Annotated in this window: 12 protein-coding genes and 1 pseudogene; 2 read left to right on the forward strand and 11 right to left on the reverse strand. The window is 44.6% G+C overall.

Annotated features, from left to right (window positions below):
• Nucleotides 1–3: 3 nt before the first annotated feature.
• Nucleotides 4–2,181, reverse strand: coding sequence for an RHS repeat-associated core domain-containing protein (locus Q8W40_RS07035; RefSeq protein WP_305396496.1), 2,178 nt, complete (start codon nt 2,179–2,181; stop codon nt 4–6).
• On the opposite strand from Q8W40_RS07035, the gene Q8W40_RS07040 reads away from it, so the two are divergent.
• A complete protein-coding gene (locus Q8W40_RS07040) occupies nt 2,136–2,933 on the forward strand; it encodes a Mobile element protein (protein ID WP_305396497.1) in 798 nt (265 codons plus the stop codon). The genes Q8W40_RS07035 and Q8W40_RS07040 overlap by 46 nt on opposite strands.
• A 226-nt stretch (nt 2,934–3,159) precedes the next feature.
• Here the strand turns inward: Q8W40_RS07040 and Q8W40_RS07045 are convergent, their stop codons facing one another.
• From Q8W40_RS07045 to Q8W40_RS07060, 4 genes are all read right to left on the reverse strand, one after another.
• Complete coding sequence (locus Q8W40_RS07045) at nt 3,160–3,312, reverse strand: hypothetical protein (RefSeq protein WP_305396498.1); 153 nt, start codon at nt 3,310–3,312, stop codon at nt 3,160–3,162.
• 96 nt (nt 3,313–3,408) lie between these two features.
• Complete coding sequence (locus Q8W40_RS07050; RefSeq protein ID WP_305396499.1) at nt 3,409–3,999, reverse strand: hypothetical protein; 591 nt, start codon at nt 3,997–3,999, stop codon at nt 3,409–3,411.
• 147 nt (nt 4,000–4,146) lie between these two features.
• Complete coding sequence (locus Q8W40_RS07055) at nt 4,147–4,560, reverse strand: hypothetical protein (protein ID WP_305396500.1); 414 nt, start codon at nt 4,558–4,560, stop codon at nt 4,147–4,149.
• 11 nt (nt 4,561–4,571) lie between these two features.
• Entirely contained in the window at nt 4,572–4,958 is a 387-nt protein-coding gene (locus Q8W40_RS07060) for a hypothetical protein (protein WP_305396501.1), read from the reverse strand.
• A gap of 138 nt (nt 4,959–5,096) precedes the next feature.
• Between Q8W40_RS07060 and Q8W40_RS07065 the strand changes: the two are divergent.
• A pseudogene (locus Q8W40_RS07065) lies at nt 5,097–6,058 on the forward strand (transposase).
• A gap of 499 nt (nt 6,059–6,557) precedes the next feature.
• Here the strand turns inward: Q8W40_RS07065 and Q8W40_RS07070 are convergent.
• Genes Q8W40_RS07070 through Q8W40_RS07095 form a run of 6 tightly spaced genes read right to left on the reverse strand, consistent with a single transcriptional unit; the run spans nt 6,558 to nt 15,421 of the window.
• Nucleotides 6,558–7,199 carry a DUF1963 domain-containing protein gene (locus Q8W40_RS07070; protein WP_305396502.1) on the reverse strand — a complete coding sequence of 214 codons (642 nt, stop codon included), beginning with the start codon at nt 7,197–7,199 and terminating at the stop codon, nt 6,558–6,560.
• Complete coding sequence (locus Q8W40_RS07075; protein WP_305396503.1) at nt 7,171–12,045, reverse strand: RHS repeat-associated core domain-containing protein; 4,875 nt, start codon at nt 12,043–12,045, stop codon at nt 7,171–7,173. Before Q8W40_RS07075 ends, Q8W40_RS07070 begins: the two co-directional genes overlap by 29 nt.
• Nucleotides 12,042–12,980, reverse strand: a complete 939-nt coding sequence (locus Q8W40_RS07080) for a DUF4123 domain-containing protein (protein WP_305396504.1) — start codon at nt 12,978–12,980, stop codon at nt 12,042–12,044. The genes Q8W40_RS07075 and Q8W40_RS07080 overlap by 4 nt, the downstream gene beginning before the upstream one ends.
• A complete protein-coding gene (locus Q8W40_RS07085) occupies nt 12,973–13,974 on the reverse strand; it encodes a DUF4123 domain-containing protein (RefSeq protein WP_305396505.1) in 1,002 nt (333 codons plus the stop codon). Before Q8W40_RS07085 ends, Q8W40_RS07080 begins: the two co-directional genes overlap by 8 nt.
• Nucleotides 13,974–14,567, reverse strand: a complete 594-nt coding sequence (locus tag Q8W40_RS07090; RefSeq protein ID WP_305396506.1) for a hypothetical protein — start codon at nt 14,565–14,567, stop codon at nt 13,974–13,976. Before Q8W40_RS07090 ends, Q8W40_RS07085 begins: the two co-directional genes overlap by 1 nt.
• A complete protein-coding gene (locus Q8W40_RS07095; protein ID WP_305396507.1) occupies nt 14,564–15,421 on the reverse strand; it encodes an ankyrin repeat domain-containing protein in 858 nt (285 codons plus the stop codon). Before Q8W40_RS07095 ends, Q8W40_RS07090 begins: the two co-directional genes overlap by 4 nt.
• Nucleotides 15,422–15,482 lie beyond the last annotated feature (61 nt).

Below are 15,482 nucleotides of genomic sequence, written 5' to 3' on the forward strand. Positions count from 1 at the left end.
CTCTCAGTTTCCAAACTTGCGAAACATTGTTGTACCATCGTCAAATACTGCTTTGTATTCTAAAGATGATGGTCTAGTTGACAAGCCCTCATAGTTTGCTTTTAAACTCAATTTGGCTGATTGACCCGTTTCAGTTACTCGACCTGCAATGGATTTTTCCATAACTCTAAACTGCCCTCTGTTTACCCTCGGAGCCTGAGGGAATATGTTGTCTGTGTCAGTTCCCGTTCCGCCTAATTTGCTCCCAAGAGCATGACCAGCATCGTCATTTGCGTTGCCAAGAGAGCGAGCATAATCTCTAGCTTTTTGATTTGTAGGTGTACCAGTACCTATGTCTTCAGGTGAGACTTCTGAATCCCACTGCGTTATTCTACCTTGAGAATCTTTAGTTATTTTGGGGCATTTTGCTAAACCAAACGGATCCACCCAATCCATCGGATTGTGCACATACGCTTGTGGTCTTAACCCACCCGCAAAACCGATAGGGTCTGAGCTTAAATACTGCCCGCTGTCTGTATCGTAGTAGCGGTGTCGGTTGTAGTAAAGGCCTGTTTCTCGGTCGTAAATCTGCCCTTGGTAACGCAAGTCACATTCAATCGGGTCATTAGCCGCATCGCTGGCGTATTTCTTTAGCAAGCCTTGCTGGTGTTGCTGTTTATAGCTGCCCCAAACTTCATGCTGTCCCCGCCAGATGATGTCGCCTTGTTCGCTGCACAGCTCACGCGGCGTACCAGCGTGATCGGTCACCACATAGCTGAGTGCCGAGGTGCCAAGCACGTTATCGGTATTGATTTGCGCCAGTGGTCGGAAACTGTCGGGTTCATACACCCATTCAATGGTGCTGAGGGCCGTGCCATCCGCACACACTTTCTGCTGCTGAATCAGGTTGTCGCCGTCCCACAGATAATTCAGATTAGCTTGTTCGGTTTGGCTTTGCTCGCACTCTTTTGCGATTCGCCTTCCAAAAGGGTCATAACGGTAACGCCAACGTTCTTGGTTGGGCAGCTCGACTCTAATTAACTGATCAAAGGCGTTCCAAATGAACTTGGTACTTTTCGCCCTGTATCCATTCTGCTGCTCGATTTTCTCTATAACCCGACCGCACTCATCGTAGCGATAGGTGTAAGGACCTTTTTTCTCAACCCTGCCTGCACGGTCGTATTGATGTGTGTTCTTCTCTTCGCGCTTTTGGGTGAGGTCAATCACGTTGTCGGCTAACGGTAGAGTGCTTTGCTGGTTGAGGTTGAGCTCGCTGTCGTAGCCGAAAAGCTGAACCTGAGTCGCCTTATCTTTCCAGGATTTGGTTTGCCGCACTTCGCTGATTTGTCCATTCGAATTCAAGCGAAGGTCGGTTTTACCGAAATAAGACTCATCAATGCCCACTAGACGGTCTAGGGCGTCGTATTGATACTTACGCAGTAAATATCGGTCTCTGGGCTGCGCGGCAAGGTCGGCGGTTTGCTCGTTTAAAAAGCCAAGCTGCTGGTGTTCCAGTAAGCCTGTTTTGCTCCACTGATGGTGTAGCCTGAATCCGTTCTGGTTGTCTCTTAAGGTTTCAAAGCCCGTATTGTTGTGGCTGAAATTCAGCGGTTGGTGGCTGCCAATGCCTAACTGTTGGAGTTGTCCTTTCTGCCAAAGCAGCTCTAACGGTGTGTTTGCCCCTTCTAACGATTGGCGAATGCCCGCACTGTCGTAGTGGTGTGTCAGGGTTTGCCCATTCAACGTTTCTTTAATGACCTGTCCGGAAGCGTTGTATTCAAACCCAACCCAAGCGTCGCCATTCTCTGCGCTAAGAAGGCGAGAAGCCTCATCGTACTCAAACCATGTTTTACTCGTGGCATTACCCTCGTGGTCGAGCGTTTGTATCTCGGCAAGCTGACCGCCTTCGTTGTAGTCGTATTGCAGCACATGGTCATTGGGTTTGGTTTGAGAAACAATTCGACCCGCGGCATCGTAGCCGAAATGGTGTTTGCGCCCGTCGTAGTGACGCTCGGTTTTCACTCGCCCTAGGGCATCAAATTCGTATCGCCATTGGTGCCCCTTACTGTTGGTCACACCCGCGAATTCGGTTTCCACGTTGTAATGATAGTGGGTAGTCGCGCCCAGTGGGTCAGTTGCAGACGCCAATTTATCGAATGCGCCATAGTCATATCGAGAGACATTACCAAGGGCATCCGTCATTTAAAGCGACTGTCCTCGTTATTTTTATTGAACGTGAAAAATCCCTTTCAGACCAAGAGATATGTGACCGATGGTTAAGTTTTCACACGCCGCCCTTGTTGATTCAAAAGTGGTTGAAACAAGATACCCTCTCAGAAGCAGAAGAAGTCAAAATCCAAGAGATTATTGATACGTGGCGAGAGCGTTTAACCAGCATCAGTTGGTTTATGCGCATGCTGAATCAATTCATTTCCACCCAAGCCAATAAAGAAGACGGTTGTACAGGGCATTTCTGGGAAGGTCGATTCAAAAGCCAAGCCTTGCTGGATGAACAAGCCCTTGCGGCAGCGATGGCTTACGTCGATTTGAACCCTGTCCGAGCCAACATGGCGAATACTCCCGAAGCATCAGAATACACCTCTGTAAAAGCGCGTATTCAAGCGCTGAAAGAACATAAAACAACGGCACCTTGCTTACACCCTTTTGTCGGGTATCCGAGAAAAGATATCCCTACTGGTATTCCTTTTCGGCTAATGGATTACCTAGAATTGGTTGATTGGACGGGCAGGCAAATTCGTGAAGACAAACATGGTTATATCAACACAGCTCTTCCTTCCATTCTGAACCGCTTAGGCATTGACCAAGCAACTTGGATGAGCGCTTGTACTCAATTGGAAAAGGGCACGGTCGTCGGCTGTGAAACCACTATTAAACACGTTATGCCAAAGTTAAACAGAAAGCGAATATCTGGTTTTCGGTTACCAGATAGCTAATATTCCTTTCAAGCTAGACAAAACACCTTAAACTCCTAATCCAATAACCACATTGGTGGTTTTTCTTACCTAAAATTCAAAAAGATAAGGGAAATTTGCCACTTTCTAGGCAAATACTTCATGTATTGGACTCAATTTCATCAATACGAGTAGCGCTTGGGGTGAGCGACATAAAAATACTTCTAGGTTTTTCTCTTCTAGATTTTTCTTAAAGTGTGTGTCCCTGTTATTTTTCTCCTTTAGACCACTGAACTTCGTTAATAAACTCAAGTACAGGGGCTAAAGAAGTAAAAGTTGGTAATGAGCTTTCCCATGTTTTCCAATCTGATACACCTTCAGGCGCAGATTCTATGTAATCTTTAAAATTTGAAATATTCATACAGAGAATCAAGCCCCCTAGCTATCTAATAGTGCTCGGTTATATTACGTAGTTTAGATGTCTAGTTTATCTCTAAAACTTTTTTGATTGTAATTCTTACTCTTTGCTCCAAACTTTCTTTTTATAATCTTTCGGAGGCGGCGCTAATTCTGGGTAAAAAATCGACTTCTGTTTGTCCCAGTTTATTCTCGAGCTAAAATAGGTGAATATCCTATCTCTTATTTTGTCAGCTTGACCTACCATCCCAACATATTCATAAGAGTATAGAATGTCTTTATGAAATTCTGGGTCTAAGTCTTCTATCAATATTTCAATGTTATTAGGGTCATATACTTCAGTATGCTTAATTAAAGATAAAGTAGGTAAATTAGTCGATTTTCGGATATTATTGCTCATCTTTAAAGCTACCAGTTCCCTTTTTCTAGTGTTTGGGATTACTACTGATGTAACATCACTGTTAAATAGTTTTAGCAAGCGATGATCAGCTACTACGATTGTAAACAGCATCTTAGCTTCATTCAGATTTTCTTCTTTCCACTCATCTTCAGTTCTAAGATTATCAAATACATCCATTCTGCAATTGTCTCGCAACTGAGCTAAAACATAGCCGAAGTTACCAACCTGTATCGAGAAAACTTTTCCTTCTTTTAATTCTTTCTTTCTAATTGTCACCTTATGATTTTTCAATAGTATCTGTCCCCCTTATTACTTCCCTAATTTAGTGATATATAGGTGCCTGACCTCCTTTATTTCTTATTTTTATTTATGTAAGAAGCCTAAGGGAAACTTTCATATGTGTCCCTTAGGTGTTTTAGTTAATATATTATTAGAGACTTATACATCTAAAAATGACAACGCATTTTCAATGTCAATCTTTAATGATTCAATATCCCCGTTCTTTTCAATCTTTTCTGATTTTTCAAGTATAAGTACGATACATTGCCTTACTTGTTTGATGACTTTATCTTCGAGTTCTTTTTTATCAATGTTTTTCCAGAAACTTTCAGGAAAAACTAAATCTATAGTTACCTCAGAGTCTTTCTTGTTGTGTTTTATTCTTTCTGGTCCCTCTGAACCGAAATCTCTAACTTTTCCAGAAACTCGAAATACTATTGAAAACATATTAATTGTTTCAAAATACTCGCCATCAATATGTTGTTTGAAATTGTCGTTTAGTGTTTTCTGTATCGGCCAGAAAAGACTATCTGCCTTAGGGTCACCATATTGACCACTTACTTGAATCATCATTATATACTTTCCTATTTTGGTCGCTTTGAACCTGCCCAAGGTTCCTTGTTTTTGGGACCTGGGAATCTCTCAACCAATCTTCTTTCTTTATCTAGCATTTGATCTCTAGGTCCTCTACGATACTCTTTAATCCTTCCTCCGGCTAACTCTTTAGATGAATATCTAGTGGAGGTATCTTGTGAAATCCCCCATTTTTCAAAGTTACCATCCGCATCGAATTTTCCGTACAAAGTTGCCTCTGTATCAGGAGTTCTTGTGTTGCAGTGAGAAGAGTTAGATGCGGTTTTTTTCGGACCACCATCATACGCATATGTACCATCAGCATTTCTTAGTCGACCATCTGCTGACCTTTTTGTTCCTGGACAGCCTGCCAACCCCAGCGGATCCACCCAGTCCATCGGATTGTGCACGTACGCTTAGTGTAAAACAAGGACAGCCACATTAAGAAAAACCGACTTCTATCAATTACACAGCTATGATTGAACTGCCACAAATTCGAATATGAGTTCTGTTCTCTTCAACGCAATAAGAATAATGTGACCAAAGCGCGCTCTCAATTAATCAGCCTTGATGCCACTCCTTATTACCACTGCGTTTCTCGCTGTGTTCGCCGTTCATTCCTTTGTGGGTATGATTCAGATAGAGAACAGTGCTATGAACATCGGCGGGGTTGGATTGAAGAACGGCTACTTCAGCTTTCCCAAGTATTCTGTATTGATGTCTGTGCCTACGCCATAATGAGCAACCACTACCATTTGGTTCTTCATATCAACATTGAACGCGAAAAATCCCTTTCAGACCAAGAGATATGTGACCGATGGTTAAGTTTTCACACGCCACCCTTGTTGATTCAAAAGTGGCTGAAAAAAGACGCTTTATCAGAAGCAGAAGAAGTCAAAATCCAAGAGATTATTGATACGTGGCGAGAGCGTTTAACCAGCATCAGTTGGTTTATGCGCTTACTGAATCAATTCATTGCCACTGAGGGCAACAAAGAGGATGGCTGTACAGGGCATTTCTGGGAGGGGCGATTCAAAAGCCAAGCGTTATTGGATGAACAAGCCCTTGCGGCAGCGATGGCTTACGTCGATTTGAACCCAGTTCGAGCCAACATGGCGGATACCCCTGAAGCATCGGAATACACCTCTGTAAAAGCGCGTTTCAAGCACTGAAAGAACATAAAACAACGGCACCTTGCTTACACCCGTTTGTGGGGTATCCGAGAAAAAATATTCCTTCTGGTATCCCTTTTCGGCTCATGGATTACCTAGAGCTGGTTGAATGGACTGGAAGGCAAATTCGTGAAGACAAACGTGGCTCTATTCACTCGTCCCTTCCTTCCATTCTAAATCGTTTGGGCATTGACCAAACGACTTGGATGAACGCTTGCACTCAACTGGAAAAAGGCACGGTCGTTGGCTGTGAAACCACCATCAAACACGCGATGCCGAAGTTAAACCGAAAGCGACTATCTGGCTTTCGGTTACCAGATAGCTAATATTCCTTTCAAGCTAGACAAAACACCTTAAACTCCTAATCCAATAACCCCATTGGTGGTTTTGCTTACCTAAAATTCAAAAAGATAAGGGATATTTGCCACTTTCTAGGCAAATACTTCATGTATTGGACTCAATTTCATCAATACGAGTAGCGCTTGGGATAAATGACAAGAGGCACCTCAAGGTTTTTCAAAAAGTGCATGTCCCCTTATTTTTACATACGTCAAACTCTTAAGCCAATAGCCACTTTGGCGGCTTTGCATCCCTAAAAATCAAAAAGATAAGAGATATTTGCTAAATTTTCGGCAAATATCCCATATAGTGAGCTCAATTTCGACGATATGAGTTGCGCTTGGTACAAGCGACAAGAGGCAACTTGAGATTTTTCTTAAGGTGTGTGTCCCTTTAATTTTTTCTCTCCCTTAATTCATCAAGATTTTTCAAAAAGCGCCTGTCCCCTTTATACTATTTAAGCAACAAAGCCGTTACGTTCATAAATCATGCTGACTGCACAAAAAACAAACCAGCATCTGATGAATTTGAGATATCTCTTTTAATAAACAAATATCCATTCGCATCCGACAAATAGAAAGCTTCACCATTTTTCACAGGAATATCATTTGAATAAAACTGAGCCACAAAATAGTATTCATCCAATAGTTTTTCAAAACCTATCAAACCATTAGGTATATTATCAGAAATAAATGAAAATGCGGGAAAGGCATCTTTAGGAAGGTCAACACTATTAACTTCAGCATCAATTCCATTGGATAGCGAAAATTCATCACTATTAGAAGCTATCACTTTAGTGAAACCACTCTTTATATAATTAAGTTCATCTTCCCCGCCAAAGAAAGAAATATCATCCAAAAAATAATCATTATCTGAGTATGTTGATAATATCGAAAATACCCTCCCTTTAGGGAATAATTCTTTAGAAAGAGTTTCATTAATTTTGTCACCATCAATAGATGCGATTAATAACAACTCATCTCCTGCTGGATTATGAAACTTACCCATCGAATCTGGGAGATCTCCCCCAAACATAACACCAGTATACTCAGAAGACTCATTACTGGTTACTTTATGCACAACACTCATGTTCATCCTTTTATTTACAAGATTTACTAATTTGTTCATAAAACTCTTCAGAGTTTTTCCTAAGTTGAGAAACTGACTCTTCAGGGACGCCAGCTCTACGCATAGCCTCACTTGTAATATCTAACTCTTCCGCAATCGTAGATTTAAATTGGTTTTTCCCTAATCCATGCTCTCCCCTAACAATGTTTTCATGGTAATGGACACCACCTATACCACGACTATCCTTCCTAGGCCCTCTAGTATGGTGATCTAAATCAAGTGCAATTGATGGGTTTCCACCTAAACGAGAATCTCCAGCCAAGCCCTGCTGTTTCAAAAATTCGTGTCTAATTAACTCGTGAGCCTGTAATCCATCACCTACATGAGCACCACCATTCAAACCACTATAAGTCCCTAAGTCGAATAAAGATGCCAACCCCAACGGATCCACCCAGTCCATCGGATTGTGCACGTACGCTTGTGGTCTTAAACCACCAGCAAAACCGATGGGGTCTGAGCTTAAATACTGCCCACTGTCTGTATCGTAGTAGCGGTGTCGGTTGTAGTAAAGCCCTGTTTCCCGGTCGTAAATCTGCCCTTGGTAACGCAAGTCACATTCAATCGGGTCGTTAGCCACATCGCTGGCGTATTTCTTTAATAAGCCTTGCTGGTGTTGCTGTTTATAGCCGCCCCAAATTTCATGCTGCCCCCGCCAGATGATGTCGCCTTGTTCGCTGCACAGCTCACGCGGCGTACCAGCGTGATCGGTCACCACATAGCTGAGCGCCGAGGTGCCAAGCACGTTATCCGTATTGATTTGCGCCAGAGGTCGGAAACTGTCAGGTTCATACACCCATTCGATGGTGCTGAGCGCTGTGCCATCCGCACACACTTTCTGCTGCTGAATCAGGTTGTCGCCGTCCCACAAGTAATGCAGGTTAGCTTTTTTGGTTTGGCTTTGCTCGCACTCTTTTGCGATACGCCTTCCAAAAGGATCATAACGGTAACGCCAACGTTCTTGGTTGGGTAGTTCGACTTTAATTAACTGATCAAAGGCATTCCAGATGAATTTGGTGCTTTTCGCTCTGTAACCATTCTGCTGCTCGATTTTCTCTATAACCCGACCGCATTCATCGTAGCGATAGGTGTAGGGACCTTTTTTCTCAACCCTGCCCGCACGGTCGTATTGATGCGTGTTCTTCTCTTCGCGCTTTTGGGCGAGGTCAATCACGTTGTCGGCTAACGGTAGAGTGCTTTGCTGGTTGAGGTTGAGCTCGCTGTCGTAGCCGAAAAGCTGAACCTGAGTCGCCTTATCTTTCCAGGATTTGGTTTGCCGCACTTCGCTGATTTGTCCATTCGAATTCAAGCGAAGGTCGGTTTTACCGAAATAAGACTCATCAATGCCCACTAGACGGTCTAGGGCGTCGTATTGATACTTACGCAGTAAATATCGGTCTCTAGGCTGCGCGGTAAGGTCGGCGGTTTGCTCGTTCAAAAAGCCTAGCTGCTGGTGTTCCAGTAAGCCCGTTTTTCCCCACTGATGGTGTAGCCTGAATCCGTTCTGGTTGTCCCTTAAGGTTTCAAAGCCCGCATTGTTGTGGCTGAAATTCAGAGGTTGATGGCTGCCAATGCCCAATTGTTGGAGTTGTCCTTTTTGCCATAGCAACTCTAACGGTGTGTTTGCCCCTTCTAACGATTGGCGAATGCCCGCACTGTCGTAGCGGTGTGTCAGGGTTTGTCCATTCAACGTTTCTTTAATGACCTGTCCGGAAGCGTTGTATTCAAACCCAACCCAAGCGTCGCCATTCTCTGCGCTAAGAAGGCGAGAAGCCTCATCGTACTCAAACCATGTTTTACTGGTGGCATTGCCTTCGTGGTCGAGCGTTTGTATCTCGGCAAGCTGACCGCCTTCGTTGTAGTCGTATTGCAACACATGGTCATTGGGTTTGGTTTGAGACACAATTCGACTGGCGGCATCGTAGCCGAAATGGTGTTTACGCCCGTCGTAGTGACGCTCGGTTTTCACTCGCCCTAAGGCATCAAACTCGTATCGCCATTGGTGTCCCTTACTGTTGGTCACACCCGCGAATTCGGTTTCCACGTTGTAATGGTAGTGGGTAGTAGCACCCAGTGGGTCAGTGGCAGACGCCAATTTATCGAATGCGCCATAGTCATAGCGAGAGACATTGCCAAGGGCATCAGTAATGGCGGTGATGTTGCCTTCAATGTCGTATTCGAATTGGGTTTTCGACCCGTCTTCATACTCTACTTGGTAAGGAGATAGGCTGTTGCCTTTGTAGTACCAGCGTCGGGTAAGTTGCTCATCACTGGTGCGTTTTACCAACCGACATTGTTTGTCGTAGTAAAAGGTAAATCCAACGCTGTTGTCGGGGGATACGCGTTCCAGCATCCCCTGAGGGTTATAGCCATAGCGTGTTTCTGAACCATCGGGCAAAGCTGTCAGTGTCCGCTGACCTAGCGCGTTGTATTCATGTCGCCACTCACGGGAATCGGGATCTTGTACCGACACCAGAGAGCCTGCCGAGTTATAAGCGTAATGCCACGCACTCGCCAGTGGGTCTGAGTAGCTCAGCAGTTGTCCGTTTTCATCGTATGAATAGGTATGAACCTGCCCATTAGGCTCGGTGACCTGAGTGACGTTACCCCAGTCGTCGTATTCGTATTCGGTGCGCTGACCTAGTGGGTCGGTGACTGCTGTCAGGTTATCAAAATTCCACTCTTGATCGGTTCGGTTACCTTCTGGATCGACAATCGCAATGATGCGGTTTTTATCGTCTTTGAAGTACTGGGAGATCCCACCAAACGCACTTTTGTGCGACGTGATGTTATTGTCGTCATCGTAGTGGAGTTGCCCTTCCCAATAACCACCTGAACAGCGAGTTTTTGTGGCGCGTCCTTTTTCGTCGTAGTCGTGTTCTACCCAAGTATTGGAAAGATCATCCCAACGGGTCAGCCAACCTTCATCAGAGTATTGGTAGTCGAAGTTCCGACCTTCACTGGCTCTGACGGAAAGCAATCGACCACGCTTGTCATATTGGTAAGTCGCCAAGGTTTGGATGAAGTGTTTGTCTCGTTCCAATAAATCGAGCTTCTGGATACGGCGGTTTTGAGTGTGTACCTCAATCAATTTTTGATCCGACAGTACTACCCACTTCAATGTACCCATTTCATACAAGAAATGGGTTTGATTACCGTAGCTGTCCGAGATTTTGGTTAAGCGGATTTGATTACCAACTGCATGAGCAAAGTGCAGGCGTTGGCGGTCTTTGTTTTGAAGAACGAATTCCTCATTGGTGCGGTAGAGTCGCCACTCAGGCTTGAGCTCAGATTGGGTTGGCTTCTCGTCTGTCGGTGTTGGGAAAATACCTACGCTGTAGTCTTGGTCAACAAAGGTAATAATCCCTTCTTCAAGGGTGAGGGAGGTGTCCCAAACGCTTCGCCACGCAGAGCCGAGTAACCCGACTTCCATACGCCCAACCGAGTGATAGTAACGGCTGTGCGTGATGGGTAAAAAGCCGGGTAGGGCAAAGTCGTCCCTTTGTTCAATGACCTTACCTGTCGCGGTACTGATTGGATCATCGACGCAAGGTCCATCCGAGTTACAACTTTGTTTGTCGTTGGCATCACTGCTTTTATCGCTGTTACCTTGTCCGTTGTTACCGTCTCGGTTCGCCCCCGCATTGGTGTTTTCTGCTTTGTTCGCCGACCCTTTCTTCTTCGCCGTACCTGTCACGCGCGTCACGACTTTCCCAATGAACTCCTTCACTTTATTGGTAAGCCAGGAAACCATGTCAGCTACTTTTTCCGACAGTTTTCTCATGGCATCAATCATGCCTTGAAAGGCGTCTTTCATTAGCCTGATGATCCACGATGCCCCGTCTTTGAGAGCTTGAACAAGACCTGCGATGATTTTGTCGATCAAATCGACCGCTTTTTTGCCGTATTCCTGCAACTTAGACCCAAAATTAGAGAGGTACTTAACCACGTTTCCGTTCGACAAACTTCGAATGGTTTTAATGGCAAGTTGAATAGCAGCTGAATCGGATTTACGCAGCGCATCAATCACTGCATTACCGGTTTTTTTGACAGCATCCCCTAAACCTGGAACAAAGCCGATACCAATTAATGCGCCAGAAGCCCAGTGCCAAGTATCAAGATCGTTGCCTTCGTAGGTTTTCCAACCCCAATCACCGAGGTCGTACAGATCCATCGCCTGCCCAACCACGGGAACAAAACCAAGTGCTATTTGGCAAAACAGCAAGATGGTAGAGTTGTCCTGAGACTGACCAGCAACCTCTGCCGCTAGGCTGGTATGAATGTTCTGAACGGCAACGCGAAGATCTTTAGGTCCTTTGTTTATTTTCTCATTCAACGCCCAAAAACGTTTGTATGCCGGGTCGTATTTATCTTCCACACTCCAAGTGCCGAACCACCCTTCGTCGTCAATATCAATGAAGGCATCAGAGCTGTCATCTTTGTCGTAGGTTAGGATTTTTTCTCGGCTCAGAATGCTGTAAAGCGAGAAGTATTCTCCCGCAATAGCGGCATGAATAGGGTTATGTTGAAGAGAAGGGTTATTAGCGATCGCTTCCTCAGGGCTGAATTCATCACTGCCTTCATCAAGCAATAACTCAAATCCACCACAGCCCATATTTTCGATCTTGCAAAGCCCTTTATCGTCCGTGTTACCCTCGATCTCGGTACCGTTGCTATCCTTCAATATAAAGGGGGCATTAGGAACCGGCTTTTCGTCGTCGTAGTGATAGCGAATGAACACCTCACAGCCACACTCAACACAACCGCCAGAAAGCACATTGTCGGTCGAGAAATTCTGCTCGGCAGCTTCTGCGCTGCTCATAAGCTGTGTTTTTCTGTCCTGACTCATCCTTTTGGCTCCTTATCCAATTCTTCTATCGCTCGTTGATACAGCATGTCCATGCGAGAATGAGTACCAATCGCCGCAGGTTTCTTGAGTTGTTGCTTTGCCCAAGGGGTGTCGACAAAGTCTTCACGGAAGACGGTGGCTAAGCTCAAATATCGGATGACATCTTTTTCCGTCGTGAATTTAAGTTGATTTGCAGTATCGATATTGCGCAGTAAAAAACTGGTGAGTTCTTCGTCACTCCAGTCCTTCACTTCACTGTGATGTTTCTTTAAATGATCAGCGTACTTCTTATGCTGGTGACGGTTCGCAAAAGCTCGCAGTGCTGAATTCTGGGTTTCACTAATAAGCTGCGGTGAGCGGTGCGCTAGTCTTTCTTTCTGCCTTTCTTTCAAGGTAATCTGCTGGACTTCTTCTTGATCTTTGTGCCAATACGCAAAGGTTTTAATTGGACCAAATAGGGAAGTAAGCTCGACCCCGTTACTGGCGCTGAATAAGACCTGTAATACATCCCAATCGGATAGGCGCAAAAGCATAGCACCCTGATCGTTATTCTCTTTTGGTGGTTCAATAAACGTCCATTCACGTAGATGATTTAAGAGGTAAAATTGCGGGTTCTCATGTTTTGCGATCTCTTCATTCAATGTGAGAATGATCCCCCAGCTTGGTTGAAAAGAGATGGTTTCGACAAAGTCTTTCCAATCTTCAAGCTTGAGAAGGTAAGGGGAAATTGATGCGTGAACTTTTCCCATCTCTCCCCAATACAGACTGTTTTCCTCGTTTTTAACTTGGCTCTGTTTCAGGGCTTTGTCGGCTAACGTCCTGACCAATGGGTTGATCACAGATTCAGCCAATACATATACTTGAGAGTCCTGAATACTCTCTTGCCATTCAGCAAGCGGAACTCTGTCATAGAGTAAATACTGGGAATCAGTCATTAAGAAACTCCGCACGACCTTCAATACCTAACCAACCTTCTTGTTTATATTCATGAAGCAAGTCGGGTTCTCGTTGGAACCGCTCATGAAAAAACTTGATGGCTTCACGTAGCGGGTATTGGCGAAGTAGTATTTGAAAGTCGGAGTGATCATCAAAATGGCTACTTAAATAAAACCGATACATAGCGTAGGTTTCATGAGCGAGTTTAGACTCATTGGGGTATTTCTCCGCGGCGATAGCCAACCCTTCCCAGAAGCGTGCTTTGACATTCACATAGGGCAACAGCCATCCGTATTGCGGTGCAAGATCTTCATGCAGCTTGCAAGCTAACGCATTCACGCGCTTTTCATAAAATAGGGCATCATATTGAGCTTGAGAGAGTATTAGCTTTGTGAAATTTTGTTGCGACTCTATCTGTTGTTCGTTTAACCAAGCTTGATCGGATATTTTGATCAGTGCCTGATTTTTTTCTGGAGTATGTGGGCCATATAAAGCATTGTGCTGACCACAAAAAGCCGACTGCTGATGTGCAGTAAAGACTCGCCACAACTTTTGGAGCACTGAAAAGTCGTAGAAACGTAAGATAGCCTGATCCCCATTCGGGTAAATACAGGTTAGCCACTTCACCCAGTGTGCCTGGATATCGCGCAGTGAACCCGGATAAACGCCAACCAAGCCAAAGCGAAGAAACGCGTCGCCTTGCTCGAGCAGCCAGTGGAAAAGTGTTTCACCCGGATTGCCATTTTCAATTTCGATGAGTAATGGTGAAAACTCAAGAAGCTGGTGGTATTCCGTATCTCGGTATAGGGGAATAGAGCGAGCATCATGACGACCAGAAAATGCGCCCCAAAACTCTTCCAAATTTGGAAATAACTGTTTGTCGACCAGCAGATACAAAGTGTCCGATGTATCCGACATTACCTCGAATAGCGAGAGGGCCTCAGCGTTCATTTCGACTTCAGCACCCTTTTCATTGTGGGGAGATTGTGGCATCACACGTTGTCCTTCTTCTCGGCGCTTAGGCTTAACAACTTCCGGACAGTTTTGTTAATCTCTTCTTTCGAGATTGCCATCAAAGATGCCTCTATCTCAGGACCATGCTTTTCCATCCAATCACTCACAACATGCCCGTCTTCCCCTTTTTTGTTGTAGAAGCGCCTAGAATAAACCACGGAAACGCCTATCCCTTCTGATAGCACCAAGCGATTCGCTGAAAATTCAAACGAATCAGGGCTAATGAACAAGTATGCAATGAAGTGTTCTGCGGGCTGATCTTTACTGGCTGGTACTGAATCGGTTGCCATTAACATGCCTTCATGTGTTTTATAGGTAGCAAGTGTCTGGTTGGCGATAGCAGCAAGGGAATCTCCATCATTGATGGGCTGGAATAGGACGAAGGAAACCATGGTTTGCCAGTTCTTAAGATCACTTTGAGCTTCGGGAGTTAACTCAAACAGTTGACCATCATTCCAGCGCAGAATATAAGCTTCATTTTTAAAGGTAAAACTGGCGGCATGAGTGGAAATGGAATAACCCAAACCTAGTAATAACAAGGTAATGATTAGTGAAAGTTTCAACCGACTCATGCGGCACCCTTAAACTTATACTCGATGCCAAAACGTTCTTTGAGGATCTTTTCATCTAGGCGCTTTTCTTGCTCGGTTTGTTCCCTTAGGTATTCATTCACGCCTTCCACTTTGCATTCTGCTTTGGGCATATAACCGTGTGGCTCCTGGCAAAATACAATGTTATTGCGAAAACGTTCACCGAAAGGCGTCAGTGCAGGGAACTTGACCCCTTTTTCAATAAGTTTCTGCTGGATTTTGAGCATCTTTTGGTAAGCTTCGGTGGATGGATCCATATGCTCTAATCGCTCTTGAACGCTGTAGGAAACAGAAATACCTAAATTATTCATTGCGTATGGATCTGCTCCATGGTTGAGCAAGTAGAGAGAATCATCAAACCGCACTGGAAGAATATGTATCAAAGGTGTGTTACCAAGAGTATCTCGGGCATTCACATCGGCACCGTATTCGACCAAAAGCTTCATAGCATTACTTTGCTCAAGCGTAGGGGTGTTGAAAATTAACGTATCTTCCTGATCACGTAGATTGGGGTCCATGCCACTTTCAAGAAGAGCCTTTAAGGGTTCGTCACTTTTGCGCCACATGGCGTGGTAAGCCACGCTGCCTAGTTCCGGTAACTCAATAGATGGATCGGCACCTAATGCCATCAAGGCTTTAATGGCTACTGGGTTTTCATCATTTACGGCAAAACCAAGCAAGGTCATGCCGTGTTTCCCTGGGGCATCGATATCTTCAAGCGCTTTCCCAAGTTTGGTGATCTTTTCACCGTCTTTTTTCTTTATCGCCTTGGCAATGTTCAGCATGTCCCCTTCAAAAAAGGCATCAGCATAAGGTTTGCTGCGAAAAATGTTCATAACACCTCCTGTTGTTGCAATAAATGAAGTAAACAGTACTGCAATCAATAACCATCCCCAC

The sequence above is a fragment of the Vibrio penaeicida genome (assembly GCF_030689305.1).
Lineage (GTDB): Bacteria > Pseudomonadota > Gammaproteobacteria > Enterobacterales > Vibrionaceae > Vibrio > Vibrio penaeicida_B.